Origin of the sequence: uncultured Halopseudomonas sp. (genome assembly GCF_963977355.1) — a bacterium.
In the GTDB taxonomy this organism is placed as follows: Bacteria; Pseudomonadota; Gammaproteobacteria; order Pseudomonadales; family Pseudomonadaceae; genus Halopseudomonas.
Map to the genome: position 1 here is coordinate 14,293 of NZ_CAXBOV010000012.1, position 24,720 is coordinate 39,012.

The following is a 24,720-nucleotide window of genomic DNA, read 5'->3' on the forward strand; positions in this document are numbered from 1 at the left end:
CTGCAAAGCCTTTTCATTATCTGATAGCCTTGGCCCGCACTCGCGAGTGTGAGGGGTCTTGGCTGGCTTGCAGCTCTGTTCTGCTTGTCGGTGGCCGGTGCGGGTGTTGGCGCACCCGTCTCGGTCACCTCTCTTTTTGAGGTTACTCTTGCTGCTCGCAGCTCCAGATCATCTGGGGCTGGTTCGGTTTCGGTAGTAGGTACTGCTCAAGCGCGGCCGGAAGCACCAGATCATTCTCGAGCAGGATGTTGACGTGGTAGCCCGGCAAGATCTCCGGCGCGACTATCTCAAGGCCCTCGTCATCCCACTCACCACCTCTTCGAATTTCACCCACCTCGACTACGTGGCACCTATAAATGGGGCGATATGCGCCGGTCTCCTCGTCCAGTGTTGAAAGCTCGCAGGAAGACCAGCTATCCATCCAAGCGGCGAGATCAGGGAAGTGAAGGTAATAAGGATCTGTTCGAAAAGTGTGCGTCATAGCTGGGTGATCCTTTGCAGCAGGGAGTCGGGGAGTGCTTTGCGAAAAAGGATAATGCGACGGATGTGGACGTTGGCTGGGCTAACCCCACTAGCGGTAGAGGCAACACCGAGCTGGGAGGGCTGCACTGTAAAATCAGAATTTATTGATGAGTTGGCGGATGCCTGCCCATCAACTCTGAGCCGGATATTTGAACCCGATCTATAAGCGCCCGCGGCTTTTGAGAACACCTCCCAAGACACCCCTGACGTTATCAGCGTCGCAGTATTGCCTCCTTCTATGCGCCAAATAAGCTGCCCGCCGCTGTTTCTCTGAAAACGCAACTCGTTGCCCGACCCTCCGTCACTGAACGACAGTAACCGGGAGAAGTCGCCCTGCTGTGCCTTTGCATCAACGTAAGCTGTAATTTCGGCGGCATTCCACAAATCAAGAAAGTTCTGCCCGTCGATGATTTGGGACTCGGCGGGGATGGTGACGGCGGCGGTAGTAGTTTCAACGTAGGGAGTAAAAACTGAAGACAACGACGCTTGCGCACCAGCCACCCGGATAGCCCAGCTATTTGCTGCGACAGGTTGAGCGCCTATGCGCATGGTTATGTCGAGCCACGCGCCTGCGCCTGCCAAAGCCACAAGCGGTATTTTTATCCACGTGTTCAGGGGCTGGCCTGTTATATCGACATAAACTAGGGTGCCGTCACCGTAGTCAATAGAGCAGTGCGTAGCATCACCTTTGTTCTCTATGTAGATATAAACGCTGGCAGCTACGGTTCCGCTCAATATTGGAGCGGCAAATCTGCAAATTCCTTGGGGTGATCCAGTAAAAACGTAATTACTAAAACCGCCAACAGGCGTTGCTACAGCCGTGCTAATCGTTCTAGTCGCCCCGGCGAGTGCAGACCAGCGAGCGCTAGAGTCATCGTTTGAAGGCCAGATCACATTTCCATAACTCCCCCAAATCCGATTCCCCAGCTTCACCCCCGTCACAGGGTCATACTCGATCACTGGCTCATCTGCCGCAGCAGTCTGCAGCACCCCATCCGCATCCCAGTAAGTCCGCCCCGCAGGCAGGCTCCGGTTATTGACGATGTCCGTCCAGGGCTTCTCGACGAGCCGGCCCAGCGCGGGGTCATAAATCCGGTACCTCTCATTGATGTAGTCCAGGTCCAGCCCGCCGAACGCTTCGATGATCGGCTCGCCGGAGTCCACCGGCTGCCAGATAGGTTTGAAGGCACCCATCACACCACCTCGACGACAGCATCAGCGGTCACATGCACGCCAGCGGAAGAGCAGCGCACCTGCAGGGGAGCCGCAGCAGTGACGCGCAGGGTGCCCAGGTCCAGCCGCTCGGCATCGTTGGCGGCGATACTGTGCGGGCCTGCGATCTGCCCGGTACCGCGGCGAAACTCCACGATCACGGGATCAGTCAGGCTGGTGTTGCAGACCCGGACGGCGGTCACGTCTGCATTCTCGGCCACCACATCGGTCCACGCGTCGTTTGTGTAAGCTGTCAGCTCATAGGCTTTGCCGGTTTTCATGCGCGGTATGCTCCGTAGATAGTGATGGTTTCATTGTCGGAAGTGATGGCCGCGAGTGCGTCAATGTTGGCCTGTAGGTCGTTGGACGCTTGCTGCAGCTTCATGTCCACTGAAGCGTTATCCGGCAACTGATCAGCCGCTTCACCCACGTCATACGCCGACGCGGTACCCAACAGCCCCAGGGCGTAGCCGATCAGGCCGTCGACCATGGTTTTGATCTGGGCGATGGTCCATTTGACTGAGCTGCCCGACTGGACCGCCGCTAGCCGATCGGCGTCCTGGGGGGCTGTGCCGTCGGGTAGTTCGCTGAATTTCTTGGCCATGTTATGACTCCAGAATGAGGGGTTCGCCGGCTTCGGTGAGCAGCTGCTCGCCTGACTCGGTGTGGAAGGGTTCGGTGCGCGTCCATTCGAACTGGTGGGTGATACGCTGCCAGCTGGCGATGCCGTCGCGGGTAGACCAGACCTCGGCGATCACCTGGCCTTCGTAGGTGTTGCTCAGGGCGGTGGTGACGCCGGCCAGGCCGGTGATGGATGCCAGCTCGGCGTTGGTGTCTGCGCGCAGCAGGCGGGCGCTGTATTCGGTACCGGGCTCGGGCCCGATGTTGCCCAGGGCGGTATCGATGACCTGGTCGCTCTGGGTAACGCGGTCGCGGTGTGCCCAGGCCAGGTTGATGGCGCCGACTACGTCTGCGGGGTATGCGCCGCCGTTGATGCGTAACTGGCCGGGTGGATACGGCTTGCCCTGGCGCGCCTGCAGGCTGATCGAGCTGGTACCGGCCAGGGCTGGATCTAACTCGGCCGAGCTGGTCATGGTGAGCAGCTGCGCCTGCAGCGTGGTGCCGAGGGTGTACGCGTTCTCATCAGCGCCGCTGCGCTCCTCGTAGATCCACAGGCGGCTGCCGGCGGCATGCTGAGCCGGGGTGGTATCGAGGCAGCCACGGGCGATGGTTGCGATGCCGGTGTCGATGTCCAGGGAGTCGATGCGAACGATCTCATCATTCAGCAATGCCGGCGTGCCCAGCTCTACTTCATCCAGGCGGCTGAAGGATGAGAGCTGCACAACCGTGGGGCCGCTCTCACGGCCTATCGCGCTGACCAGCAGCCCCGAGGGGCACCAGTCTGCAATGCCCTGGTCGACGAATTCGCCGGTGGATCCGACGCGGGTCGTGAGCCGGTAGGTAAGCGACATCTGCGTTGGTGCGATGGCCACCGTCGCGGCATAGGCGGCGGTGTCGTCGACCAGCGCCAGGTTGGCCGGGTCGATGGTGGTGACCAGGTCGCGGTATGGCACCTCGAACAGGCGGCGCGTTGCTGCGGCTTGGGGGGTGCGATCGGGCGGGATCCAGCCCGCCGGCGGCACGGCCACGTAGCTGGTGACCGGCAGGCTGAACACGTCCTGCAGGACATGCAGGGTGATGCGGCCGTCGATCATGGTGCCGTCTTCGATCTTGCCGACGCGCACGACCATTTCAGCGATACCGCGCTTGAGCGACCGGATCCGGATCGGCTGCGCGAGGTTAAGGTTGCGGGCCCGGCGATCGCACACCACCTCGAAGCGCTTTAGGCCTGACGTCTTGATGCGCAGATCCCGCTGCAGCAGCCTGGCCGCGATGCTCGCGGTGGGTGCGCCGGGATATTCGACCATCTCGACCGAGCGGCCCCGGCTGCGGGCGCCGACTGCTGCGTTTACCGCGCGGACCTGCTTGGTGTCGCCGTCGATCGCATCGTCGTATTTGCAGATCATCTCGCTGGGCACGTCGTCCGCGCCGGCGTTGTCATCTTCGAGGATCTCCAGCAGGCCGCTGTCTTCGTCAAACAGCGGGAGGTCGGCGGCTACGTAGTCATTGCGCAGCAGGCGGATGCTGACCAGGCCGGTGGTGCGGTGGTCGTAGACCTCGCAGCCGGCGTGCTCGCACACGCTGCGTGAGAATGACTCGAAGCTGTCAGACCGGGCCCACTCAAGGCACAGGCCGAGCTGCTCCTCAAAGCACTGGTCAGCCGCTGCGCGCCAGGCGGCGTCATCGAGCAGGCTGCGGGGCCAGCCACGGAAGCGCGAGCCGGTACGCATCAGGTACAGGATGTGGACGGGGTTCATGGCCTTGATCTGGCCATCGGCCAACCAGATGAACTGCTTCTCTGGGTACCAGGCGCCGTCCGCGTCCCAGAGGCGGTTGCCGCCGCGACGCAGGATCGACCAGGGCTTGGGGTACGGGTTGCTGGTACAGATCAACCCGGAATAGAACGCGGTCGAGATGCCCCGGAATGCCGGCACCAGGCCGCCGAGCATCGCTGCCAGGCGCGGGAGTACTCCCTGATCCTCTGCGCCCATCATGACATCGAGCGTGCCCTGCAGACCGCCTTCGCCCTCGTCGCCGCCAAACAGGTTCGGCGCGTTGATGAACACCTGCTGATTGTCGGTAACCGAGCCGCGCCAGGCGCGTTTGTCGCTCGCCTTGATCTCGACCAGCTCGTCGATCGGCAGGCCAAAGCCCATGTGAATGTCGAAGTAGTACCGCGTGACCTTCGGCTTTTTGCTGCTGCTACTGCCCATGCTCAGCCTCCATCACGTATTGCACCAGGTGCTCGGCGCGGGCATCGCCGGTGGCCAGCAGCACCTTGGCTTCGATGCCGTCGTGCAGAAAGCCCATCCAATCCAGGCCGTGCAGCTGAAAGAAAGCCCTGGCCTGGCCGTGGCAGTAGCCCTGGCGGCCGTTCCAGGTGGGCAGTTCATGCATGTGCTGTACGGTCACGATCATTTCTTGCCACCGCTCTTCACCGTGACGCGGCGGGTGCGGTAGTTGCCGACGGTCAGCACCATCCACCCTTTGCTCCAGCGCTGGCCGAACACCGCGTGCTGCTCGGCGCCTTCCTCGGCTCGCGGAAAGTCGAAGTCTTCCAGGGCTTTCGGCTTGGGGTCGGGTTGCTTGGGGGCCAGCGCCGACATAAGAGCGAAGGCGCCGATGAGTATTACGAGTGTCCACATGGTTAGCTCCTCACCAGACCTGGTCGCCATCAAAGGGCGACTTGCCCTGCAGATGGGGAATGGCGCGCATGTTGTCGAGGTTGTCGAATTTGCCGTCGCAGGTTTCAGCCAGGAAGTCACAGCCGGGATAGACGCGCACCGTGGCTCCGGCCGGGATGCCGGCGGTACCGCCGAGCAGCTGCAGGTCGGTGCCGATGTGCTGCTCGATGTGGCGCCTGTCGTACTCGCCCGAGCCGATCGACCATTCCAGCCAGCCCGCCGCAAACCAGCCGTCCGGGTAGCCCGCGAACGCCGGCGCGGAGACGGTCTGGCCGTCCTGCGCCTGCAGCGTGGTGGTGATGCGGTACGGGTTGAGGTCGACATTGCAGCGGTTGTCACCGAGGCGCGCGGTACACATGCGGCTGTAGACGTCGGTCAGGCCCGGCTCTGACATCTCGGCATCGCGGGTTACGCACTCGATGCGGCAGCTGTCCAGGCTGGGCCAGTTGACCGAGGCAATACGGCCCGGCCAGGCCAGGCGCGCCTCGGCATCGCCGTAGTGCATATCGAAGATCACCAGCTCAATGCGCTCACTCGGCGGGAAGGTACGGAACGGCTGCGCCACGCTGATATCAGACGGCGCGGTGATCGTTAGCGCGTCGGCCTTGGCGTCGCCCGACTGCTGGATGCCGCGATCGCTGATACCGCCGACCAGGGCGCGGAACACCTGGTTGTTGTAGGTGATGTCCCGATCGGAGCTGTTGTACAGCCAGCGGATTACGCCCCGGCTGAACTTGTACAGGCGGATGGGTTGGCCCAGGGCGATCGAGCCCTCGCGCTGATCAAAACTCATCGTCGCGCACTCCTCTGAAAACCATGCTGCCGGTGGCAACGCCTTCGCTGTCGGTGGTGTGGTCGATCTCGACCGAGTCACCGGCCATGCGCGAGCAGACCATCCAGCAGATGCGCATCACGTCCGCCGGCGTGACCAGTTGGCCGAGGGTCTGGTCGATCGCCAAACGCTCGAGCGCGGGTGACACCTCAACGGCCCCGGTGATGCGGCGATACAGCACAGCGCCGCTGAACAGCTCAATGCGGATGTCGCGGCGCCCTGGGCGAGCCTGGCCGAACCGGGCATAGCCGCAGTTGGCGACGTCGAGGGTGAGTGATTCACTGGGTACGGTATCGACCAGCGTCAGATCGTCGGCATGGGTCGGGATCCACAGGCTTGCGTGCGCGCCGCGCAGCGTATAGGCCAGGCTGCGCCAGAAGGCGCGATCGGCCCGGCCCATATCAATCCACCGGTAGCCGGTAACAGGCATGGCGCGGGCGGCGATATCGGTCACCAGCGGCATGGCCGTCTGGCTGTCCAGCGTGCTGGTGAGGCGCTCATAGCTGCTGGTGAGATCCTCTGACTCATCCGGCTTGGCATCGAGCACGGGCCGGCCACGGTAGGTGGGCAAATCCGCGGCTTCCAGCTCGGGCCAGTCTGAAGGGTCCATGATCAGGAATTCGACCTCGGCAGAGGTCAGCATGTCGGTCATGCGCGACAGCTCTGGCTGCTGCATCAGGCGCCCGGTGCGGGCCGGATACAAGCGCGAGCCAGCCGGCCAGGCTGATTGGGTGGCGCGGCGCAAATCGAGGCCGGTTTCGTCGATCGCAAGGATCTCGACCACCTCAAACTCGAACGCGGACTCGCTGCGCAGCATGGCGATGCCGCCCACGTGAAAGTCCAGGAACGCGGTCTCGCAGTCGATGCGTAGGCTATCCAGGGCAACCGGTACCGAGAGGATCTGGATTTCCGGCCAGACCGGCACGGCCCAGATGCGGCCGCTCCAGCTGAACAGCGCCAGATCGAGCAGCTGACGCTCGCGGCCCTCAACGTACATGGGGCCCGACAGCTCACGGCGCGGGGCCAGCAGCAATGCGCGGCGCTGCTCGGCAAACGACTCGGAGACCAGAATGTCAGTCTTCCAGGTGAGCCGCTCGCGGATCCCATCGCCCCAATCGGGCGCAAATGACCACGCGATGATGCGGTTGGCGGTGATGCGCACCGCCGGCGACTCGCCGTTGTTGAATAACCAGGTCAGGTTGGTATCCAGCACGGGCTGGCCATCGGGGGTCACGGATACCTGGTACTCGCGCTCCTGCAGGGCGGCGAACAGCAGCGGGGCCTCGGGCTGGCCGCTGATGGTGATGCCTTCGTCTTCGCCGGCGATATCGGTCAGGGTGTGCGGCACGAGGTGCGCGTTCCAGACTTGCACGGGTGTGGTCTGGGTTGAAACGACGTTTCCGAGATCGAGCAGGGCTGGGAGGACGTGGATCCGGTAGTAGTAGTCGTCAACAAATGTGCCAAGCTGACTGCCGTGAACTGCCCGGCCGTTTGCGGCTACGGGCCATAATGCCTGGCGAGCAGCTTGACCAGACCGGGATGCCGCAGAGGCGTAAGGGAAAATATCAAACTGATTGATCCAGGCAAACTGCGAGTGCGCCTGGGTCAGGTTGGAATTGACGATCCCGCCCTGAGTCTCGTTCACCAGGGCACCACTGAGTAGGGACATGCTCAAGGCCCCTCGTACCGAATAGCCCAGCCGAAGGTGCCGGTATGATCAACCTGATTTCCGCCGTTCCGCGCTGAAGCGTTCTTGCGGAACCATGGGAACACTTTCCAGCTTTCGTCTCCAATCGTGATTACTTGGCCGGGGTCGTAGTTGTCGATCCTGACGTAGCGGCAATGAGCAAAATCACCGACCAGGCTCAGGTAGTACTCGGGGCGGGCTTTGTAGGCACGAATGGGCAGTAGTACGGATTCGTCGTTCCAACGGTTGGGCAGATTCGAAATCAGAGGGGCGGCGGGGCCTACGCCGATCCAGTCGTATCTTGATCCATCATTGGACCTGAACCACCCCTGGCCATCCAGATCAGAATGCAACCACCAGTTCTCTGCGGTGTTGTAAGCGTTGTTATACCCCCAGCACAATGCTGGTGCGACCTGCGCATTGTTGCCGGCATCTCCTCCACCCGTGGCGAACATGTAAATCGGACCGGTCTTGCTGGAGCCTTGCGTGCCGACGGTTGTGGCTGCCAGAGACGCGCCAACCCACATTCCGGTCCCAGCGAGGCCGCCCACGGTTGATTTACCAAAGGCGCACCACTGGTAGCGGTCAACGTCATAGTTGACCACCATGTACACTTCCTGCTCAAAAACAAATATTTCGTAAGATGCCGGAAAGGTGATTTCGTAGGTCGGGTAGCCTGACCGGGAAAACACACGACCAATCCTTACCCAGCCCGGTGCGTCTCCCGCTGCTGATGAGGTGCGCCCGAGCAGCCAGATATTGCTGGCATCCACGGTTACCCGCAGAAACATCACGCCCTTACTTAACACCTCGGCGGTGCTATCCCAGGACCAACCCTCAAGCAGGCAGGTATCTACAAGCGCCGTTCGAAGCGCGGTGAGGCTGTTTGCAGAACCGTTGTAATAGGCCATCAGTTATCGAGCCTCATTGCGTAATAGTCGTTATGCCCGGTGCGTGACACATCCTGGATTACCACGTAGTTCACCCCCTCGATCGTCAGGGTGTTCTCGACAGCATTGTTGAAGCCGCTTATATGGAAAACGCCGTCCAATGCGCCCCACACGTTTGTCGAGTTGTCATGCAGCTCAACCGGCATCAGGTGATAAATGCCGCCCGTGTCGCGCAAGCGCAGACTTGTATTGCTAGTGGCGCCACCAGCGATGAAAGCATTACCCCACGGGTAGCAATGGGGCGTTTGCCATACACCGTCGTTGAAGCGCAACCGCATGTTCGCTCGGTTGCCCTTGTAAGGAATGGAGTGCCCTGTATCGCTAAAGCGGGTGCCTGGCACACCGCTGAGCATGCCGGCACAGATGACCGGGTACGGGTACTGGCTAGGCCTGGCATAGGGCAAAAACTTGCCCACGTAGGCGCTTTCATAAACCGGAGTGCCGACCTTCATCGCCAGGGCAATGCGCTGGGGGTTTACGGTCAACCAATAGTCGATGCGTTGGTTGTGAGCAGGCACGCCGGAGAGAATCGCTCCGGGCTGGTTATCGAACGGGTTACCGGCGACATAGCCGGTGAAGCCTGCCGCTGCCAAGTTGTAGTAATCCGCATCGGCGTTCTGGTACGTCCTGAAGCCGACAAAGATCTCCTCGGTACCGGAGTACCCCACGCCCTTGAGGATCAGCTCGCGGTTGGCGATCGAGGTGTCGTAGCGCAGCACCGTCCAGCCGTTGGCGGCGGCAAAGTCGCGGATCTTCTCCAGCATCGCGTAGTGCGCGAGCTGAACGCTGTTGTCTACAAATCCAATCTCGTGCGGCATCAGCCTTTCATCCCCATTAACTGGCGCACGCGGGCGCCGTTCTTTTGCAGGTACACCTCAAAGTGCTCTTCGCCCTCGCGGCCCCAGGCCATCGACGCTATCTCCGCCGGGTTCTGGACTGCGTACAGGTTCACAGCGTTCTTGAGGGTGGTGTTTTGCTGCTTGGCGCCCGGATCGGCCAGGCGGCCGTTGTTCATCACCGGGGCCGGCGCGGCGGGTGCCGGCACGCCAGAGAGGCCACCGGTGGAATGGTGAGCAGCGCCGGCCCAGTCATCGAGCGCGGACATGCCTCGCTGGTTGAAGTCATCCAGGAAGCTGAGCGCACCGGGCTGAGTGACGACCGCAGCGCGGGTCACGTATTCATTGTTCGAGAGCCTGGCGTTGATGCTGTCGCTGGTGCCGGTACCGGGGCCTTGAACGTGGCCACCGTCGGCAAAAGCCTGGAACGCCATGGCGGCGACCACGGCGGCCAGGCCGATCGCGGCAGCGGAGCCAAAGCTGCCGATCGAGGCCGCGATCGCTGCCGGCGTCCAGGCGGTGGCTGTGGTGGCTGCGGCCGTCGCCTGGCCAGCGGCTGCGGTGTTGGCTGCGACCACTGACGAGGTGGCGCGGGTGGTGTCTGCGATGGTTTGGGCAGCGGTCACGGTATTGATGGCCGCGACCTCTGCCGCTGCCTTCTGGCCTGCTGCGCTGATGGCGGCCTGCGCGCCCTGGCGAAACAGGTCCATGATTCCCTGGGCGGCCATCTCTGCCAGGCCCTCGGAGGCCATCTGCGCCATGGATTCGGCAACGCCCAGCAGCAGGCTGTCGATCGCATCGCGCAGCGACATAGTGCCGTCAGCCAGACCCATGATTGCGTCCTGCAGGCCGCTTTCGAGCCCGTCACGCAGAGCGAGGGTCAGCTCGTCAGCCTGGGTGCGCAGGGTTTCGAGCTGGTTGCTCATGTCCTTCAGGCGATCGAGCGCGGCCGGGTCGCCAGTGGCCTCGGCCAGCTCGCGCATTCTCGGCATCAGCTCTTCGATCTGCTCGGCCGTGGCCTGGTGCAGTTCGATGATCTGGCGGCGGGCTTCGCGCTCGGATATCAGGCCGGCTTGTATCTCGGTCTGTATCGACTGCTCGCGGCGGGCCTGTTCTGCGTAGATCCGGTTCAGCTCCGATTCCAGCTCGGCAAAAGCGGCGCCGGCTTTCTCGATGCCGATCAGCTTGTCGACCAGGCTCGCGCCGTCCTTGTCGCCGCTGGCCAGCAGACGGCCGCGCAGTTCGCCGTACTTCTTTTCGATCTCGATCTCGGCGGCTTCTACTGCCTGGCCGGTGGCCTTCAGGTAGTCCAGCTGCAGCTGGGCGAGCAGCTTGGTGTCCTGAGTGGCTTGCTTGTCTGCTTCGGCCTGGGCTTCGGCGGTGGCCAGCGCAGCTGCGGCGGTCTCGGCCCGAGCGCGCTGGGCGTCGGACAGATCGAGCAGGCTCATCTCGTACTTGCGCAGCTCCGCGCGGCTTTTGCCGTATGTGGAAGCCTCTTTCTCTAATTGCTGAATGAAGCGGGTTGCTGCCTGGGCGTCGCGGTCGACCGGCGTGCGGGTTTTGGGCTCGGCGAACTTGGCATCGATCGCGGCCATGTCCTTTGCGATCTGGGCATCGCTGAGCAGGGCCGAGTCGGGATTGGCAGCGCGGATCCGCGAGAGGTTCTCCTGGTACTCAGCTATTGCTTTTTCTTTCTTCTCGATGCGGGTGAGCGACTCCTCACGCAGCTGCGCGAGGTACTTCTGAGCCTCAATGGATGCTTTTTCCGTCTTGGCTACATTTTCAGCTCGGTCCGCTTCTTTTCTTTCCGCTTCAACATCTAGACGAAGTTGCTCAGCCTTCGCCTCCAGGCGCTCGTCTTCACCATTCCGTACCACAAAACCCATAGGGTTCGGGGTTGCGTTCATGGCGCGATTGCGAATCTTGCGCTCGACCGCTTCAAGCTGATCGGTAAGGCTAGTTTCCCTACCGATACCCAACATGGCGTCCCAAGTTTCAGCCGCAATGACCTTGATGCCCTTCCAGGCAGCCTCTATCAGACCGAGGTCACCAACAATTTCAGCCGATCTGCTTTGCATCGTGTCGGAATAAGTATCGAACGCGAGTCTGGCGGCCCCGGCCTCATCGCCCTGTTCCTTAAGGGCCATGATCTGCTCGAACACAGCGGCAGTCAGGAAGTTGTAACGATCATTAAGCTTGGCAATTGCATCAACCGGGTCTTCGGCCAGCTTCACGTACTCGGCAATCGTCTCGCTGACAGCCTTGCCGGTCGCGATCTGTAGCTGGATGGCTGTTAAAGCAACTTGTTCCATCTGCTCGCCGGAGATTTTGCCCGTTTTAGCTATTTCGGCCAGCGCCGCTGCAGCCTGGCGCTGTGTACCTGCGATGCCGTCGATGCGCTCAGCCATGTCGTTCATCTGGTCGGAGCTGGTGCCGGCGGCATTACCGGTCATGATCAACGCTTCACGGTAGGCGCGTGCCTCACCGGCACCCATCTCATGGGCAATCACCAGAGCTGCAGCCGCAGCTACAGCAGCGCCGATCGCCAACGTCATCGGGTTGATGGCGCTGGTCACCGCTTTGAATGCTGGGCCCACGCCGCCGAACGAATCCTTGATCTGGCCACCTTGCTGGATGGCGACCATCCAGATCGGCATGCCGGAGACAAGGCTTGTGGTTACGTCGGTGATCTGCATCGGCAGCTGACGCATGGCCTGCTGGTACTGGCCGGCGGTGATGCCGGCGCGGCCCATGGCGTGGGTGCTTTGCGTAAGCCTGGCGCGGTTCTCGCTCAGCTTGGCGTTGAAGCGGTCGTAAGTGTCCAGATCGATGCGGCCTTCCCGGCGCGCCATCATCAGCTGGCGTTCCTGGGCATCCAGGCGGTCCAGCTCGCGGATAACCGGATCAATCTTGCCCAGCAGCTCGCTCAATTCCTGGGACTGCTTCTGCGTGGCTGCAGCCGCCGCAGCGGCGCCTTCGCTGGCCGATCGGTTGGCAGTACCCAGCCGGCCGAGGCCGTCGGTGTTCTTCCTGGTTGCATCCCATGAGGCCTGCATGGCCATGGTCTGACGCTGGGCGGCTTCCTGGCTGGAACCTGCCGCGCGCTGCTGGCTCTGGGTCAGTTCGTCCAGGGAAGTGGCGTTTTGCTGGTGCGCTGCCGACTGGGCCAGGCTGGCGTCTACCATCTGGCGGATCCGCGCCGACTGCTGCTCTGCAGTCTCACCGGCCTTGTTCAGGCTGACGTTAGCGGTCTCTGCGGCGGCGCCGGTCTGCTCAAACCCGTCTTTCAGCCGCGCAAGCTCGTCCTGGCCTTGTTTCAGGTCGGCTTTGATGCGGAGCGCGAGTTCGAGGTCTTTGTTTGCCATCAGGGGGAACACAGCCGGGGAATGTGAGGCCATGGTCGCGCGCGCGGGGCGCAGAGTCTTTTGAACGAGGGCAAAAAGAAACCGCCCGGAGGCGGCTAAGGGAGTTACTCCAGCAATCCTTTGAAGTGCGCGGTGGCATCCTCTCCGCCGGCATGGGCTTGGTTCATATCCAGTACGCTCTCAGCCCGGCGAGTCCGTTCAATCTTGATTGCACACCGGTAGTACAAAAGCACCTGGCGCTTGGTGTATTGGCCTATGTCACGGGGCGCGTGGCCGTGGTCGATCAGGGTTTGGTAGACGATGCCCCAGCCTTGTGACGCTCCACTGCGGCTGTGGCTATCCACCGGTCGAACACGCGCTTCAAGACAAAAGGGGCACAAACGGACCACCACAGGTGAAGCAGAGATGTACCGTCACGATCGTTCAGCGTATCAATCCACTCAGGTTCCACATCGCAGCTCTGCGCCATCATGTGCAGCGTGATCTCGTGGTGCTCACCCAATACGGCGGTGATTTCGTCCAGCGTGGCCGACGTGTTTGGCTTGACTACCTGGTGCAATGAGTCAATGAAAGGCTTGATGAGCGGCTCGAGCTTCAACCCTTCCACAAACCCATACTCGCGCATGGTAATTGTTCGGCCAGCAATCTTCTGCGTGCGATCTGGATGCAAGATGCCCAGCTCATCAGCGCCTTCAACGGCTGGGGATGCCGCCGCGCTTACGGCGGCTTCCCTTTGGGCCTTGGATGGTTTCTTAACGGCCATTACGCTGCCCCTTCACCGATCTCGATCAGGCGTCCGAATTGCCCAAGTTCGCCATCGGCGCGCTTGGTAGTGTCGGCTAGCGAAGTGAAAGTAACCGGAGCCTGCGCCACCTGGTTGCCCGACGTGATCAAACTGAGCGTCTGCAACAGTCCGGCATCGAGCTTGTACAGCTCCAGGATAAACGGCTGCTCGTTTTCAGCCAGGTTAATGCCCTTGTAGCGCAGCCGGTACTGCTTGCGCTTAGAGTTCAACATCGCCACCTGCCGGCGAGCCGCATAGCTATATGACGCGGTGAAGGGTTGGGTCGGCGCCGGATCTGGCAGAGATAGAATCTCTACATCACCGTATGCGTTATAAGCATAGTGCTCAGGATCGAGCGTGACGGGCGTCGCTGCGCTGTCGAGGATAACCAGGTCGCTCGGCCCAAACTCATCGAGAGTAATGACGTCTCCGGCTTCAAGATCGTCCGGAAACTCTTCTCCAGTGACCGTACCGGCTACCGCTGAGGAGACCGTGCCTTGGGTGAAGCGAGCAATGTTCGGCGCGTCGAGTTGGTGGATATTCACGCTCCAAGCCATGTTGGCTTCGATGCCGAAGTTGCGAACCAGGGCCTTCTTGCCGGATCTGCTCTCACGGTGCTGGATCGCTGTTTCAGATACGGTGCCTTCCAGGCTTGACGCATCACCGATGTCGACCCAAGGGCCGTCGACAGTTGGGCTGATAATTTCAGCCACTTCGAGTACGCCTTGGCCGTACATGTATTTTGGTTGCAATGGCATGACGCCTCCTAACCTTTCTTAGCGGTTGCGGGTGCAGCGGCTGCAGCCGGTGCGGTGGTGGGCTCGTCCGGGGCGATGATCTTCTGCGCCGCCAGCCATGCTTTATCAATGGCGTTGACTTTGATCTTCTTGCCAGCGGGCTCCTTCTTGCCTGCATGCTTGTGGTCCTTCAGCAACTGGACCTCATGCAGCTCTTGCTTCGGTTTCTGCTTTTTTTGCTCTGTCATGACTTAGTTCCCCTCAATACATGGGTTGTAGTGAAAACATCGATCCAGAGCACCCGACTCGCATCGCTATCGACCGCATCACCCTGGAGCCATCTAATCGCATCCATTCCCGGCGCATCCCACTCGACCAGCGCCTGGCGCACTCCTCCAATCAGTGGACCAAGATCTTGCAGCGCCTCGGCGCCTGACTGGTCCCGATAGTTACGGGCCACGAGTACAACGCCGAAAATCGAATCAGCGCTGGCTGCCCGCCGCGCCTGAGGTGCGGCACCGACGGGGTTGCGCTCGTTGGCCAATACCACATAAGCGGTGCCAATCCGAAAGTCGCTTAGCGCTTTGACCTGGTTGTACTCCGCTGCACCTTCGACGCGGTCGAGCGCAGGAACAGATGCGCGGAGGTGCTCAATGATTGGCTGCATATCAAGCGGCGCAAAACTCATCTGAACGCCTTCAATTGGTCGCGGCTGAACACCTTCGGGTCGGAGTCGATCTGAATCTCGACAGCGTTGGGGTTGTTCTCAACGGTGTCATCTGCGCCCAAGCTGAACCTGCCGTCAGCGGTCAGCTGCAGGAAGCGCAGCGCGTCCTTATAGTCGCGAATGATCGGGTGTTTCTCTTCCCCGCCCAGCAGATGCTGGTGCAGGTAATAACGGGCAATGGCCCGACACCAGACCGATACCATCGGCGGTACCGGATCCAGTGGCAGGTACCCACGCTTGGCCAGGTAGCCATCAATCACCGCCACGGCATCGGTCACTGCGTCATCAATACGCTGCAGTGCGTCCTGGGCGCGCGCAATCTCCTCGGCCGACCAGCTGCTGGTGTCGCCGCCGGTAAGGGCGGCTTCCATCAGGTCATAAGGGACCAGCCGCTCATGCTGAGCCGTGGCCACCTGCGCGAGTTCGCGTGCACCAGGGCGCTCGTTCAGCTGCGCGTGGGTGATGTAGCTCATCAGCGCTGGGCCTCACCGTCGATGAAGGTGCATTCTTCGATGACGAGATCCGGGTCAGTGCGCAGCTGCTCGACCTGGTCCCAGCTGAAAAGCTCCTGAGCCGCCTCGATTGAGAAGCCAACACCCTCACGGGTGAAGCGATAACCAGCGCGGCGGATTGATGGCGGAACCGACCGAATCCACAGCCCTTCAACGGCTTCACCATCCTTGGCGGCCTCCAGGCTGGGCGTTTCCTTTGCGGCCGGAGCCGCAGTCACGGCCAGAGCCGCGTTCTCGGTGGGTTGTTCTGGTACAGGAGTGACCGGGGCAGTTTCGCCCTGGTCGACCGGGCCCGCCGGCGCAGCAGCTGCGCCGGTGGGTTCGATCTTCTCTTCAGGCTTGTCAGCCTTTGGAGTGTTGCTGGCGGCGGGCTTGGTGCCCGCTGCCGCTTTTGCCTTAGCCATGATGTCGCTCCTCGATTACAACCAGGGCGTGTCGAGCACGTCGACCACATTCAGGTTGATGTTGGTGGCGCCAGCGGCGTTGCGTTCAGCCTTGACGACTTCCAGAGCCTGCTCACGCAGACCAGGCGGAACGACCAGAAGCTTCGGACGGATACCCAGCTTCTTACCGCGATCACCCTGCATGGACTTCATCTCGGCATACGCCTCGTTGAAGCTGGTCGCGTCCAACGCTTCCTTGGATGCATAGGCAAGCTGCCACAGCCCGTAGCCAGCGTTCAGGCGAGCATCGACGCCATAGACGTATTCCTTGCGCATGAACACGTTTTCGTCGGTCTCGCTCTGCATAGCTACAAATTTGTAGTCCTTGCGCTTCTGCAGAATGATCGGCTTCATCATCCGGGTGGTGTCGAGGAGATACCAAGCGGTGCCGGTACCGCCCTGGAAGTTGCTCACCGAGACCTCCACGCCGTTCTTGTCGGTTACCGGATGATCGGTATCGAAGAAGTTCTGGGCGTCGTAGCTCTTCCTGGTGAAACCGTTGGTGAGCAGGTCGTAGATCAGCTCGGCGGGGTGCTCCTTCGAGTCCTGCCCCAGCTGCGCCATCATCGGTGTGAACAGGCCGTAGCTGTCGTCTTCGATCGCTTCGCGGTTCACACCCACGGTGTTCTCGAAGGTCCGGTTCTTGATGCTGTAATCGTGCAGCTTCAAGTTTTGGATGACGCGGTCACCGATCCATTCACGGAAGGCTGTGCTACTGCCGAGCCAGCCATAATCTTCGGTTCCATTCACGGACGGGACAGTCATGGTGAACGGGTTGAAGTCAGGCTCGATGCCTGCAAAGGCGTTCTGAAACGCTGTCCGGTAACCGGTGAACATCGCGATCAGGTTCTGTTGATTGATTTGCATCTTTAGTGCTCCTTAAAAGGCCAGGGCCGGTTAGATCTCGACCCAGACGCCGGCCTCATCCACGTCCTGGATGATGCCCGCCACTGAGCGGGTGGATGTGCCGTCGGTTTTGGCCACGGTCTGGTCGTCGACGATGTAGCACTCGCTCAGAATGTCAGCGCGGGTGATCTCATCGGCGGCGGCGCTATTGTCGAAGCGGAACACGCCACGACGCGTCTCGACCTTCAGGTCACCTGCGGCGCCATCACGGTTGTCCACCTGCTCTTCGGCGCGGCCGCGAGCGGTCAGCGTGGTGGCGGTGGCGCCCGGTACCGCAAAACCTGCGGCGTTCAGGCATACCAGCGAGCCGGCAAAGATCCGGGTGGCTGCCGCGACGGGGTCACTGTTCTGCACCCCTTCACGGCGGTGGGTATCACGATCTTTAGTCAGGGCCATGATCAAGACTCCTTCGTGGCTTTGTAGTCTTCAGGCTTGAGCCCCATCGCGCTGCAAACAGCCAGCTCGGCGTCGGTCAAGCCGGTTTTGTCATCCGTCACCGGGGGCTTGCCCTGGGTCTGGGATTGGTGAAGTGCAGACAGCGGCTGCGCTGCGCCCAGATAGGCCGTCAGCGCGGCCACATCCTTCTCGCCCAGATCGCGGGCCCACTTCTCCAGCGGCTTGAGCAAGCGGCCGTCTTCCAGGGCATCCTCAATCATCTGGTCGACTTCCTTGTCGCCGTTGGCCTTGATCTGAGCCGTGAGCGCGACCACCTGGGTGCGCATCTGCTCGACGGCCTCCACGGGCACGAACTTGGCCGGGTCTGGCTTGGCGGCCTGGGCCTGCAGCGAACTGCACGCCGCGATTACGGCTGCGCCGTCGGCGGTTTCTTCCAGGGAAAGGGTTTTGCGCACGTCGGCCAGCGGATCGGCGTCAAGGCGGGCGGTCAGTGCAGCAATGGCGTCGTCTTCAGTGGCATCTGCCTTGAGAGCCAGCGCGGCGATAATTGCGGAAAGTAATTTCACGGATACATCCTCCGGTTCAAAGGTAAAGCCGAACGTCGCAGCAGCTTGCAGGGCGATGCCCTCCATGCCGTGGATGGCCGGTTTGTTGGTCAGCGCGCCCATCAGCAGATCGAGGACGGCGCCGGTTACGCTGTCGTAAGCGAACACGGGGCTGAAATAGCGGTACTCATCCGAGGCCAGATGGCCTTTGGCGCGTGGGGTGGGTTCGATCCAGGCCCACAGTCCGCTACCCTCGCGCCACTCCAATGAGCGGAACCAGGCAGCAGCCGGTGCAGGCTGGCCGTTCTGTTCCTTGTAGAGGGTCTGGTGCTCGTAATCGATGACGACATCAGTCTTGAGCGCGTTGAATTTCTCGATCACCTTGCCGGCCACTTCTGCATCGATGTACCAGCCGGGCACTTTCATCTCGCGACCATCACTCGGCAGGAAGCGACCAGCCGGCGTTACCTGAATCTCGATCAGGTTCTGGGCTGGTTCGCTCGGCATCACGTAGCTGCACGGAGCAATGGCAATCAGGTGGGGATGTCTTTTCATGGGCCCATGATTGGGCAGCGCGCGCGAAGAGTCTTTTGAACGGGGGCAAAACTTGAATGTGAGGTAAAGCGGCGGGAATCTGGAACCGGCTCCGCGATCACGGCGCGGTGATGGGGTCAGGGGTGTTTATAAACGCTCAGGACGCCGCGCAAGCCCCTCACAACGATGAACCATGGCGCTCGAACGCTCCTACGCGCTCACAGGGCCTCTCAGAGCCTCGGGCAAATCAGCGCTCCTGCAGGTATCGCATGGCGATATTCAGCAGCTCGCTGTCGTCGCTGGTGCTGGTACCCAGCCAAGGGCGAGCCGGGATCTCGATAGTGTAGGCGCCGATGGTCACGCGCTGGGCGAAGTTGCTCTGCGCCTTTTTGGTGAACCGCTGGCCGACGTTGCCGCTGCGGTCGCGCTTGAAGTACGCCTCCTGGCTGCGCGCCGGCATGTCGACCGTACCGCCGAAGTGCTGGATGGCAGCATATACCCGGTTGCTGCCGAACAGCAGCTCATTGCCGGCCAGCTGGTAGCGCAGGGTGTTCTTCAGGTAACCGTCGAGCTGCAGAATCTTGTCTTTGTTCTTGCGCTTGCGCTTGAGGTAGGCGGGGCTGAGTGGCGCCCAGGGCACACCACCAGGTGATGTCTGCGTTGCCCAGCGTTGGTCGTGGGCGATAAGCAAATACTCGCCCATGTCGCGCAGCATGGTCGCTGGCTCGGCCAGGAAGGCGAGCGCCTGGGAGATGGCCGCCAGCGCGGTTTCGCTCTGGTACTCAAGCGTGATGCCGGCCATCAGTCCTCCCGCTCATACAGCAGCACGCCCGTGCGCAGCGCGGCCAGCTGCGGAGGCGTCAGCGTACCGGGTTGCACCCACCAGCCATCTGAGCCCAGCTCCATGACGATGGCCACCGCTTCGGCGATGCCAGGAACGCGGAACCGGGCAACGTAGCGGCGGCGCACCGTGGCGCGGGAGACCGCCTCGTGCCATTCGATCCGCGTCCAGATCTCGTCTGGATCCAGCAAGGCATTGACCATCAGCTGGCTCTGCAGGCCCGGCTCCAGGCCGGGTACCGAGGGCAGCGCTTGGTCAAACATCTGCGGGCCAATCACCAGGCGTTCACCGATGATATCGCGCACCACAACGGGCGATCGGCCTGCGCCGGTGCCCAGCTGCTGCAGGAAGCCATCGGCGATATCGGATGTATCGAGAAGCTGCGCCGGCGCGGGCCTGGGTGGCCGCAACGGGTTCAGCGCACCAGCTGCTGGCACCGGATCAATCGGCGGCGGTGGTTGCTGCGGCGGAATGCTCGCCACGTAGCGGCTTTGCCCAGGGGTGTACTCGAAGCCGGGATCGATGCCTTCCGGCACCATCACCGTGCGAGCGCCACCTGGGCTGCGCTGGCCGATAGTGCGCTCCTGCATGACGATGGCCGGTGCTGTGTCCGGGCCATCCTTGCCCATGCGGCGCAGATCATCCTCGCTCAAGGCGCGCACGCTGCACTGGCAGCCCCAGGCGTTGATCGGGAAAAAGTAGTTCCAGAAAGGGTCGTCCCAGCGCAGGATCAGGCCGTTCAGCGCCTCATGCTCGGGGCGCGGGTTCTCGACCGCATCGCTGTGGATGTACTGCCAATAGGGCCGCTCATTGCGCACGGCCATCAGCTGCTCGTAGCGGCCGGCCATGTAGCTGCTGCGCAGGTTGGTCTCGTAGATCACGCGCGAGCGCCAGTTGCGCCCGCCGTTATAGCTCCAGCCCGTCTGGGCAACGATGCGATCGAAGTCGCGGCGGAAGTCTTCCAGGGTGGTGCCGTTCTCGATCGCGCGCTCGATCGCCTGGCGGAAGCCGCTGACGATCTCGTCGCGGTTCGCGCCGGCCACCACAAACGCATAGTCATGCTCGCGGGTGTACACGTCCGTCCAGCCCGTGGTGGGCAAGTTCAGCTTTCGGCGCAGGAACTGGTTCTGCTCGCGGAACGGCAGGCTGGTTGCGCTAACGGCCACGGGCGGCTTCCTCGACTATGTCTAGCCGGCCCTGCAGCGCAGCAGCGGCCAAGGCCTGGGCCATAAAGTCCGCGTATTGCTCGATGCTCATGTCAGGCAGCAGCTCGGCCAACTGGTCGCGGATGGCTTCCAGGCTTTCGGCCCCTTCGACCAGGGCGCGGATCCGATCGATCCAGGCGCGCGTCATCGGCTGCAGGTTGTCATCCAGGCGATCGGCTGCGGTCAGGGCTGCGCGTTGCGCGGTTGCGGCCGCGAGCGCCGGCGCTGGCCGTTTCTCTTGTGCGGCCGGCTCGGGTGGTGCTGCAGGCGCAGCGGCCGCGCCGGTGAGTATCTCTTCGCCTTCCTGGGGCTCGGGGATGGCCATCTTCTCCTGGGCCCACTGGCGCGGGATGCGAATGCCCAGGGTGACCAGGCCCGGCAGCGCGGCGCCGAACGTGGATAAATCTTCTGGCTCCTGGATGTCGAACACTAAACGGGGGCAGCGCTCCCAACTTGTGGTTAGGCCGTTGAGTACTGCGATCGGGTAGACCAGGTCGCGGCTGGCGGTTTTGGCTACCTGCTTGGCGTCGGCGTTACGCAGCTCCTTGCGCACCTCGTTGTGAACGTTGCCCAGGGCATTGGTGCTGCTCGCGCCATCGGCCTGGCTTGTGAGCGTGCCGCCGAGGATGGCCTTGCTCTGGGTTTTCTCGCACCACTCAATCATCAGCTTGAACGCGGCCGGGTCGCCCTGGGCCGCGTCGAGGAAGTCCAGTTCCATACCGATCGGAATAATGCCAGCAGCGTTATGGCCAAGTTGAGAGAGCGCGCGCAGCAGAGTCAGCTTCTCCTTGTCGGTCGCGCCGCTGGGGTATTTGCCCAGGCGCATGGGGATGCCGTAGATCTCCAGGAATTCAGCCAGGTCACCGACGCTGTAGTTCTTGAACAGGTAAGGCCACACCAGCACCCGGAACAGCGCCGAGCGCTCCAGGTAGCCGCTCTTTGCCTTGTGGGTGTGGGTGATCCAGCCGAAGGGCTGCAGCGGCTCGCCGCCCAAGGATCCGCGCAGGCGCATCTCCTGGCGCTGGCCACGGTGCAGCTGAAACCAGGCCTGCGGCCGGTGGTCGATGTGCTTGGGCAACCACTCGCCAGCTTGGCGATGCCATTCAATTTCAAGATTGGCAAAGCCTTTGCCAATGGCGTCGGTCATATCGAACAGCACGTCCTCAAAGTCATCAAGGCCCTGCATCAGACTGGAAAGCTCGATGGCCGCGTTCTTCTCGGCAGCGGTGGCGCCATCCGGCGGGACTATGTCCCAGTTGAGCCCAGAGACGGCGCGCCGGCGCTTGCCCATCTCGGACATTATGTGGCCGTCTTTCTCTTCCATGTCCTCGTACAAGGCGCACTGCGCATTCATGTCGCCGTGTTCAGCTGCGTCCATGATGCGGGCTAGCTTTGATGGCGTCAGACCGCGTGAAGGGTGCGTGCCCACTTCCTGCTGCAGGTTGACCATGTGCGCGGTTTGAGGGGTGCGCAGCTCAGTGATGCGGATCGGCTGGCCATCGGGGCCGAGAATGCGTGAAGTACTTACCATGCCTGTGGCTCCGGTAATGAGATGTCGGTGTCTGAGTCATCCATGTTGTCGAATCCGCGGCTGTGCTTGGGCGCGGCGGTAAAGTCTATCTCGCTACCATCCATCCAGGAGGCGCGCACGGCCATCGCCAGGGCTACAGCAAAGTCACCGTGCCGCTTGCCCTTGCCGCCGACTGACTCCAGATCCTTGGTGCGGCCCTTGTCGATCACCGGCACGCCTTTCTCGACCTTGATACTGAGCAGGTCATCGAGCGTGGTCTGGTGGCGCGGGATCTCGATATTGAACGCCTCGAATTCGCCTTTCAGCTTGGGCATCCATTCGTGGTACCAGCTCAGGCTCAGGTTCACCTGGTCAACGACGGTGGTGCCGTATTTGAGAGCTGCCTGTTCGGCCAGGTACCCGCCATTGGCGGTGGCATCGAAAGCCAGACCGCCGCGCCGGGGCAAACGATCACAGATGAAATACATCACCTGTTCCTGCTGCTTATAGGGCACGTTGCGCAGCTCGACCACAAAGGGCACGCGCTTACGCAGGCTGGGCATGATCGCCAGCGGTGCGAACACCGAGAGGTCGCCACGGCGGGCAAAGTCTTCACCGAACACATGGCGCCAGTTGGGGTTAAGCCGGGCCAACTCGGGTTCCAGGTTCTCTTCGCACCAGGCTTTGACTGCGGCCTCGCGCATTTCCGGGGTCCAGCTCTCGAAACCCTCCGGCGCTTCATAGCGATAGATGCGGATCGACCGATCGGAAACCATCGCCTGCTCGATCAGCACCCGGCTCAGGTAGCCGCCGCCGCTCTTCTTCGGTACACAGCCATATTCTTCTTCGGCGGATTCGATGTTGGGCGCGTTTTTGTACAGGTCGTCGCGCCATTTCTTCTCCGCCTCTGCTGACCAGGTCATGCCGGTGACGTAGCAGATTCGCTTGTACAGGCCCTCGGCGATGGCGCTGTCCAGGGTGATGCGGTGGATGCTGTAATCCTTGCGGCCTTCGCGGGCATCCTGGATATACGTGTTGAACGGGTTGTCTACGCCGTTGTGGGTGCTGATCAGGCGCACCTTGTTGCCCCACATGGTCAGAGCAAGCGCAGCCTTCAGCAGCTCTTCCAGGGACTCATGGAATGCCGCTTCATCGATCACTACGTCACCCTGCAGGCCGCGCAGGTTGCTCGGGCGCGAGCTGAGCGCCTGGATCTTCCGCCCGGTTTTCGGGAAGCGGATCATGTAGGCCAGGATCTCTTCCTTCTTGCCCTCATCCCAGAAGGTCTGCTCGTACACGTCGGCTTCGGCCAATTCGTTGAAGGCCTTGGCGAACAGCGCGCAGGCGGCGATGTATTCCAGCGCCATCTCCTTCTTGCTGCCCACATAGAACGTATTGCAGCCGCCACGGCGCCGGGGCTTGGCGGCGTTGACGACGTTGCGCCCGGCCTCTGCCCAGGTGATGCCCGTGCGGCGTGACTTCTCGCCCAGCATGATCGGGCTTTCATCCTCGAACCACCGCTGCTGGTATGGCAGGAACACCGGCTCATTGGCCGGCTGGGCGTCGATCATGTCCTGGGGCACATCGACACCGGCCAGGGCCATCTCTTCGGCCAGGTTGATCTTGCGCGGTGCGCCGGTCGCTTTGAGGTCGGCGCTGATCTCTTCCTTGGCGGTGCGGGCGGCCATCAGGCTTTACCCAATAGCACGTTGCGGATGCGGCTTTCGAGCTGCTCGCTCATGCCGTCGCTGCCGCGCATTTCTTCCAGACGCTGTTCCTGTTCGGCTATCAGCTTCTCGCGGGTTTCACGCTCGATGGCTTTGCGCTCCTCCCGGCTGACCTTGCGGGCTGAGAGTACGTCTTTCGTGGCGCGGGCCAACTTGCGCACGTCCTCGATCGACGTGTCCTCATCGTTCTGGGCGTCCATCGCTGCGCGGGTGGTGATCGTGGTCAGCAGCTGCACCATCAGGGCGCCGCCTTTCTCGTCCGGGTTCTCACCGAGATCCTCGACGATCTGCGACGCCATGTTCTGCTGCTGCCGCATTTCCTTGATCATCTGATCAAACCCGACCTTGTACCGGCCAACGGCCGATCGGCTTGGCGTTTCCTTCTCAGGGAAAAGCGCCTGCAGCTCCTGGATCAGCTCGTCGAGGGTCAGGCGGTTCTCGCGCAGGGTGCGCTCGATGTGCGATCGAACTTCCTTTGGCAGCTTCTCGATGCTGGATTTGCGGCCCATGGTTATGCCCCCGGCCGCTTGACGCCGGGCACGCGGACCCGGCCAGCAGCCGCATCGGCGCCGCGCTCGGTCAGCTTGGCCAAGAGCACTGCGCCGCCGCCGACGTCATCAATCTCAAGCAGCTGTTGCTCTTCTAACCAATACAGCTCGGTTTTCACCTGGTCTCGGCTTGGCTCGTGACCCCACTCTTGGAGCACTGCATGGAGTATTGAGCTGTTGGCTCTGTATGTGGGCATCTCCGCCAGGATGCGCAAAATCACCAGGCGGCGGTCTTCGGCCAGGTATTTGGCGTACATGCTCATTGGCTTCTCGCATTCAGTAAGTAGTCATTGATCCGATCTAAAGATCTGGCCAAAGGGGCCAGTTCCCGAGCTACCCCCGCAAGCTCTGCCTTGATTGCCTTCATGTCCCCGGCCAGCTCAGACATCTGCTGGCTGTCGGGCATATGCAGCAGCTGCTGCTCAAGGGTCAGGATTCGGGAGTCCTGGTGATTCATCCGGCTGGCTAGCTCCTTCGCATCTGCTTTGGAACTGGATTTGCGCGCGGCGATTATCGAGAACAGGCCCACAGCGACCGTGAACACGAACTGGCCGAAGCGGATCACCGTGTCGATATCCATTCAGCGTTTCTCCTGT

Annotated in this window: 28 protein-coding genes; all 28 read right to left on the bottom strand. The window is 61.8% G+C overall.

The window, feature by feature from the left end:
- Nucleotides 1-142: 142 nt before the first annotated feature.
- The 28 genes from AAC076_RS08120 to AAC076_RS08255 all read right to left on the bottom strand — a co-directional run bounded on the left by AAC076_RS08120 (nt 143) and on the right by AAC076_RS08255 (nt 24,704).
- Complete coding sequence (locus AAC076_RS08120; RefSeq protein WP_339844264.1) at nt 143-481, bottom strand: hypothetical protein; 339 nt, start codon at nt 479-481, stop codon at nt 143-145.
- Nucleotides 478-1,716 carry a hypothetical protein gene (locus tag AAC076_RS08125; protein ID WP_339844267.1) on the bottom strand — a complete coding sequence of 413 codons (1,239 nt, stop codon included), beginning with the start codon at nt 1,714-1,716 and terminating at the stop codon, nt 478-480. Before AAC076_RS08125 ends, AAC076_RS08120 begins: the two co-directional genes overlap by 4 nt.
- Nucleotides 1,716-2,015 (bottom strand): hypothetical protein, encoded by a 300-nt coding sequence (locus tag AAC076_RS08130; protein ID WP_339844269.1) that lies wholly within the window; start codon nt 2,013-2,015, stop codon nt 1,716-1,718. The genes AAC076_RS08125 and AAC076_RS08130 overlap by 1 nt, the downstream gene beginning before the upstream one ends.
- A complete protein-coding gene (locus tag AAC076_RS08135; protein WP_339844272.1) occupies nt 2,012-2,338 on the bottom strand; it encodes a hypothetical protein in 327 nt (108 codons plus the stop codon). Before AAC076_RS08135 ends, AAC076_RS08130 begins: the two co-directional genes overlap by 4 nt.
- A 1-nt stretch (nt 2,339) precedes the next feature.
- Entirely contained in the window at nt 2,340-4,568 is a 2,229-nt protein-coding gene (locus tag AAC076_RS08140) for a hypothetical protein (protein ID WP_339844275.1), read from the bottom strand.
- On the bottom strand, nt 4,558-4,773 hold the full coding sequence (locus AAC076_RS08145; RefSeq protein WP_339844277.1) for a hypothetical protein: 216 nt from the start codon (nt 4,771-4,773) through the stop codon (nt 4,558-4,560). Before AAC076_RS08145 ends, AAC076_RS08140 begins: the two co-directional genes overlap by 11 nt.
- On the bottom strand, nt 4,770-5,000 hold the full coding sequence (locus AAC076_RS08150; RefSeq protein WP_339844280.1) for a hypothetical protein: 231 nt from the start codon (nt 4,998-5,000) through the stop codon (nt 4,770-4,772). Before AAC076_RS08150 ends, AAC076_RS08145 begins: the two co-directional genes overlap by 4 nt.
- Nucleotides 5,001-5,010: 10 nt before the next feature.
- Entirely contained in the window at nt 5,011-5,832 is an 822-nt protein-coding gene (locus tag AAC076_RS08155; RefSeq protein ID WP_339844283.1) for a phage BR0599 family protein, read from the bottom strand.
- Nucleotides 5,822-7,540 carry a hypothetical protein gene (locus AAC076_RS08160; protein ID WP_339844285.1) on the bottom strand — a complete coding sequence of 573 codons (1,719 nt, stop codon included), beginning with the start codon at nt 7,538-7,540 and terminating at the stop codon, nt 5,822-5,824. Before AAC076_RS08160 ends, AAC076_RS08155 begins: the two co-directional genes overlap by 11 nt.
- Nucleotides 7,541-7,542: 2 nt before the next feature.
- Nucleotides 7,543-8,469 carry a hypothetical protein gene (locus AAC076_RS08165; RefSeq protein ID WP_339844286.1) on the bottom strand — a complete coding sequence of 309 codons (927 nt, stop codon included), beginning with the start codon at nt 8,467-8,469 and terminating at the stop codon, nt 7,543-7,545.
- Nucleotides 8,469-9,326, bottom strand: a complete 858-nt coding sequence (locus AAC076_RS08170; RefSeq protein WP_339844289.1) for a hypothetical protein — start codon at nt 9,324-9,326, stop codon at nt 8,469-8,471. Before AAC076_RS08170 ends, AAC076_RS08165 begins: the two co-directional genes overlap by 1 nt.
- Complete coding sequence (locus AAC076_RS08175) at nt 9,326-12,709, bottom strand: phage tail length tape measure family protein (protein ID WP_339844290.1); 3,384 nt, start codon at nt 12,707-12,709, stop codon at nt 9,326-9,328. The genes AAC076_RS08170 and AAC076_RS08175 overlap by 1 nt, the downstream gene beginning before the upstream one ends.
- A gap of 283 nt (nt 12,710-12,992) precedes the next feature.
- A complete protein-coding gene (locus tag AAC076_RS08180) occupies nt 12,993-13,472 on the bottom strand; it encodes a DUF6631 family protein (protein WP_339844293.1) in 480 nt (159 codons plus the stop codon).
- On the bottom strand, nt 13,472-14,251 hold the full coding sequence (locus tag AAC076_RS08185) for a hypothetical protein (protein ID WP_339844296.1): 780 nt from the start codon (nt 14,249-14,251) through the stop codon (nt 13,472-13,474). Before AAC076_RS08185 ends, AAC076_RS08180 begins: the two co-directional genes overlap by 1 nt.
- Nucleotides 14,252-14,259: 8 nt before the next feature.
- Nucleotides 14,260-14,478: a hypothetical protein gene (locus tag AAC076_RS08190; RefSeq protein WP_339844299.1), complete on the bottom strand. Its 219-nt coding sequence runs from the start codon at nt 14,476-14,478 to the stop codon at nt 14,260-14,262.
- Nucleotides 14,475-14,918: a hypothetical protein gene (locus AAC076_RS08195; protein WP_339844301.1), complete on the bottom strand. Its 444-nt coding sequence runs from the start codon at nt 14,916-14,918 to the stop codon at nt 14,475-14,477. The genes AAC076_RS08190 and AAC076_RS08195 overlap by 4 nt, the downstream gene beginning before the upstream one ends.
- Complete coding sequence (locus tag AAC076_RS08200; protein ID WP_339844303.1) at nt 14,915-15,430, bottom strand: DUF1320 domain-containing protein; 516 nt, start codon at nt 15,428-15,430, stop codon at nt 14,915-14,917. Before AAC076_RS08200 ends, AAC076_RS08195 begins: the two co-directional genes overlap by 4 nt.
- A complete protein-coding gene (locus AAC076_RS08205) occupies nt 15,430-15,873 on the bottom strand; it encodes a hypothetical protein (RefSeq protein WP_339844304.1) in 444 nt (147 codons plus the stop codon). The genes AAC076_RS08200 and AAC076_RS08205 overlap by 1 nt, the downstream gene beginning before the upstream one ends.
- A 15-nt stretch (nt 15,874-15,888) precedes the next feature.
- Nucleotides 15,889-16,779: a Mu-like prophage major head subunit gpT family protein gene (locus AAC076_RS08210; protein ID WP_339844306.1), complete on the bottom strand. Its 891-nt coding sequence runs from the start codon at nt 16,777-16,779 to the stop codon at nt 15,889-15,891.
- Between the two features lie 30 nt (nt 16,780-16,809).
- Nucleotides 16,810-17,214 (bottom strand): hypothetical protein, encoded by a 405-nt coding sequence (locus AAC076_RS08215; protein WP_339844308.1) that lies wholly within the window; start codon nt 17,212-17,214, stop codon nt 16,810-16,812.
- A 2-nt stretch (nt 17,215-17,216) separates the two neighbouring features.
- Complete coding sequence (locus AAC076_RS08220; protein WP_339844311.1) at nt 17,217-18,314, bottom strand: phage protease; 1,098 nt, start codon at nt 18,312-18,314, stop codon at nt 17,217-17,219.
- Between the two features lie 226 nt (nt 18,315-18,540).
- Nucleotides 18,541-19,095 (bottom strand): phage virion morphogenesis protein, encoded by a 555-nt coding sequence (locus AAC076_RS08225; RefSeq protein WP_339844314.1) that lies wholly within the window; start codon nt 19,093-19,095, stop codon nt 18,541-18,543.
- Complete coding sequence (locus tag AAC076_RS08230; protein WP_339844317.1) at nt 19,095-20,300, bottom strand: phage minor head protein; 1,206 nt, start codon at nt 20,298-20,300, stop codon at nt 19,095-19,097. Before AAC076_RS08230 ends, AAC076_RS08225 begins: the two co-directional genes overlap by 1 nt.
- Nucleotides 20,290-21,870: a DUF935 domain-containing protein gene (locus AAC076_RS08235; protein ID WP_339844319.1), complete on the bottom strand. Its 1,581-nt coding sequence runs from the start codon at nt 21,868-21,870 to the stop codon at nt 20,290-20,292. Before AAC076_RS08235 ends, AAC076_RS08230 begins: the two co-directional genes overlap by 11 nt.
- Complete coding sequence (locus AAC076_RS08240; RefSeq protein ID WP_339844322.1) at nt 21,864-23,537, bottom strand: hypothetical protein; 1,674 nt, start codon at nt 23,535-23,537, stop codon at nt 21,864-21,866. Before AAC076_RS08240 ends, AAC076_RS08235 begins: the two co-directional genes overlap by 7 nt.
- Nucleotides 23,537-24,085, bottom strand: coding sequence for a phage protein Gp27 family protein (locus AAC076_RS08245; protein ID WP_339844324.1), 549 nt, complete (start codon nt 24,083-24,085; stop codon nt 23,537-23,539). The genes AAC076_RS08240 and AAC076_RS08245 overlap by 1 nt, the downstream gene beginning before the upstream one ends.
- A 2-nt stretch (nt 24,086-24,087) precedes the next feature.
- The gene (locus AAC076_RS08250) at nt 24,088-24,387 is read right to left on the bottom strand and encodes an ArsR family transcriptional regulator (protein ID WP_339844327.1); all 300 of its coding nucleotides are present in this window, start codon (nt 24,385-24,387) and stop codon (nt 24,088-24,090) included.
- Nucleotides 24,384-24,704, bottom strand: coding sequence for a DUF2730 family protein (locus tag AAC076_RS08255; RefSeq protein ID WP_339844329.1), 321 nt, complete (start codon nt 24,702-24,704; stop codon nt 24,384-24,386). The genes AAC076_RS08250 and AAC076_RS08255 overlap by 4 nt, the downstream gene beginning before the upstream one ends.
- Nucleotides 24,705-24,720 lie beyond the last annotated feature (16 nt).

Bases quoted from the DNA above. Each gene is read 5' to 3' on its own strand.
- AAC076_RS08120 (WP_339844264.1), bottom strand. From the start codon at position 481: ATGACGCACACTTTTCGAACAGATCCTTATTACCTTCACTTCCCTGAT.
- AAC076_RS08125 (WP_339844267.1), bottom strand. From the start codon at position 1,716: ATGGGTGCCTTCAAACCTATCTGGCAGCCGGTGGACTCCGGCGAGCCG.
- AAC076_RS08130 (WP_339844269.1), bottom strand. From the start codon at position 2,015: ATGAAAACCGGCAAAGCCTATGAGCTGACAGCTTACACAAACGACGCG.
- AAC076_RS08135 (WP_339844272.1), bottom strand. From the start codon at position 2,338: ATGGCCAAGAAATTCAGCGAACTACCCGACGGCACAGCCCCCCAGGAC.
- AAC076_RS08140 (WP_339844275.1), bottom strand. From the start codon at position 4,568: ATGGGCAGTAGCAGCAGCAAAAAGCCGAAGGTCACGCGGTACTACTTC.
- AAC076_RS08145 (WP_339844277.1), bottom strand. From the start codon at position 4,773: ATGATCGTGACCGTACAGCACATGCATGAACTGCCCACCTGGAACGGC.
- AAC076_RS08150 (WP_339844280.1), bottom strand. From the start codon at position 5,000: ATGTGGACACTCGTAATACTCATCGGCGCCTTCGCTCTTATGTCGGCG.
- AAC076_RS08155 (WP_339844283.1), bottom strand. From the start codon at position 5,832: ATGAGTTTTGATCAGCGCGAGGGCTCGATCGCCCTGGGCCAACCCATC.
- AAC076_RS08160 (WP_339844285.1), bottom strand. From the start codon at position 7,540: ATGTCCCTACTCAGTGGTGCCCTGGTGAACGAGACTCAGGGCGGGATC.
- AAC076_RS08165 (WP_339844286.1), bottom strand. From the start codon at position 8,469: ATGGCCTATTACAACGGTTCTGCAAACAGCCTCACCGCGCTTCGAACG.
- AAC076_RS08170 (WP_339844289.1), bottom strand. From the start codon at position 9,326: ATGCCGCACGAGATTGGATTTGTAGACAACAGCGTTCAGCTCGCGCAC.
- AAC076_RS08175 (WP_339844290.1), bottom strand. From the start codon at position 12,709: ATGGCAAACAAAGACCTCGAACTCGCGCTCCGCATCAAAGCCGACCTG.
- AAC076_RS08180 (WP_339844293.1), bottom strand. From the start codon at position 13,472: ATGGCCGTTAAGAAACCATCCAAGGCCCAAAGGGAAGCCGCCGTAAGC.
- AAC076_RS08185 (WP_339844296.1), bottom strand. From the start codon at position 14,251: ATGCCATTGCAACCAAAATACATGTACGGCCAAGGCGTACTCGAAGTG.
- AAC076_RS08190 (WP_339844299.1), bottom strand. From the start codon at position 14,478: ATGACAGAGCAAAAAAAGCAGAAACCGAAGCAAGAGCTGCATGAGGTC.
- AAC076_RS08195 (WP_339844301.1), bottom strand. From the start codon at position 14,918: ATGAGTTTTGCGCCGCTTGATATGCAGCCAATCATTGAGCACCTCCGC.
- AAC076_RS08200 (WP_339844303.1), bottom strand. From the start codon at position 15,430: ATGAGCTACATCACCCACGCGCAGCTGAACGAGCGCCCTGGTGCACGC.
- AAC076_RS08205 (WP_339844304.1), bottom strand. From the start codon at position 15,873: ATGGCTAAGGCAAAAGCGGCAGCGGGCACCAAGCCCGCCGCCAGCAAC.
- AAC076_RS08210 (WP_339844306.1), bottom strand. From the start codon at position 16,779: ATGCAAATCAATCAACAGAACCTGATCGCGATGTTCACCGGTTACCGG.
- AAC076_RS08215 (WP_339844308.1), bottom strand. From the start codon at position 17,214: ATGGCCCTGACTAAAGATCGTGATACCCACCGCCGTGAAGGGGTGCAG.
- AAC076_RS08220 (WP_339844311.1), bottom strand. From the start codon at position 18,314: ATGAAAAGACATCCCCACCTGATTGCCATTGCTCCGTGCAGCTACGTG.
- AAC076_RS08225 (WP_339844314.1), bottom strand. From the start codon at position 19,095: ATGGCCGGCATCACGCTTGAGTACCAGAGCGAAACCGCGCTGGCGGCC.
- AAC076_RS08235 (WP_339844319.1), bottom strand. From the start codon at position 21,870: ATGGTAAGTACTTCACGCATTCTCGGCCCCGATGGCCAGCCGATCCGC.
- AAC076_RS08240 (WP_339844322.1), bottom strand. From the start codon at position 23,537: ATGGCCGCCCGCACCGCCAAGGAAGAGATCAGCGCCGACCTCAAAGCG.
- AAC076_RS08245 (WP_339844324.1), bottom strand. From the start codon at position 24,085: ATGGGCCGCAAATCCAGCATCGAGAAGCTGCCAAAGGAAGTTCGATCG.
- AAC076_RS08250 (WP_339844327.1), bottom strand. From the start codon at position 24,387: ATGAGCATGTACGCCAAATACCTGGCCGAAGACCGCCGCCTGGTGATT.
- AAC076_RS08255 (WP_339844329.1), bottom strand. From the start codon at position 24,704: ATGGATATCGACACGGTGATCCGCTTCGGCCAGTTCGTGTTCACGGTC.